This is a genomic window from Arhodomonas sp. KWT (assembly GCF_010993615.1).
The window spans coordinates 1-539 of sequence record NZ_WNXE01001094.1; the positions used below are offsets into that span (position 1 = coordinate 1).

Genomic DNA, 539 nt, shown 5'->3' on the forward strand with positions numbered 1-539 from the left:
TACCTGGATATGCTCGAGGCCGAGCTCTCGGGGGTGCGCTACAACAAGACGGCGCATCGGCAGCGGCTTCTCCCCCGCCTGAACGGCCGTTCGGCACAGGCGGTGGAGTACAAGCACGCGAATATCAGTGCCGCGCTCATCGATCTCGGCTTCCCGTTCATCGCGGGCTACAAGCGTCGCAGCAACTACCAGGGCGCGCTTCTCGAGGAGGTCTCGGAGCAGCTTGCGACGCGGGAGCGACTGCTGGAGATCGCGGCGGATAGCGCGGATCGGCGGGTCACCGTGCCGGAGGTCGACGACATCCTCGCCGTCCTGACAGAACGGCCGAAAGGCCGGACACGACAGCCTCGGGTCGCGGAGGCACCGGTGCGCCGGCCGCCGTTCAGCGTGAATTACCTGGAGCGCGAGGCGCGGAATCGATCCCTGGGCGAGGCCGGCGAGCGGTTCGTCATCAACTACGAGTGCGCCCGGCTCATTCAGGCGGGCAGGGAACCGCTGGCGGCACGCATAGAGCATGTCGCCAGGACCCGTGGCGACGG

The 539-nt window shown here is 67.7% G+C and carries 1 pseudogene; it reads left to right on the forward strand.

What is annotated here, in order from left to right:
• Positions 1 to 539 (forward strand): annotated as a pseudogene (locus tag G7A99_RS24335) (hypothetical protein); the annotation flags it as partial.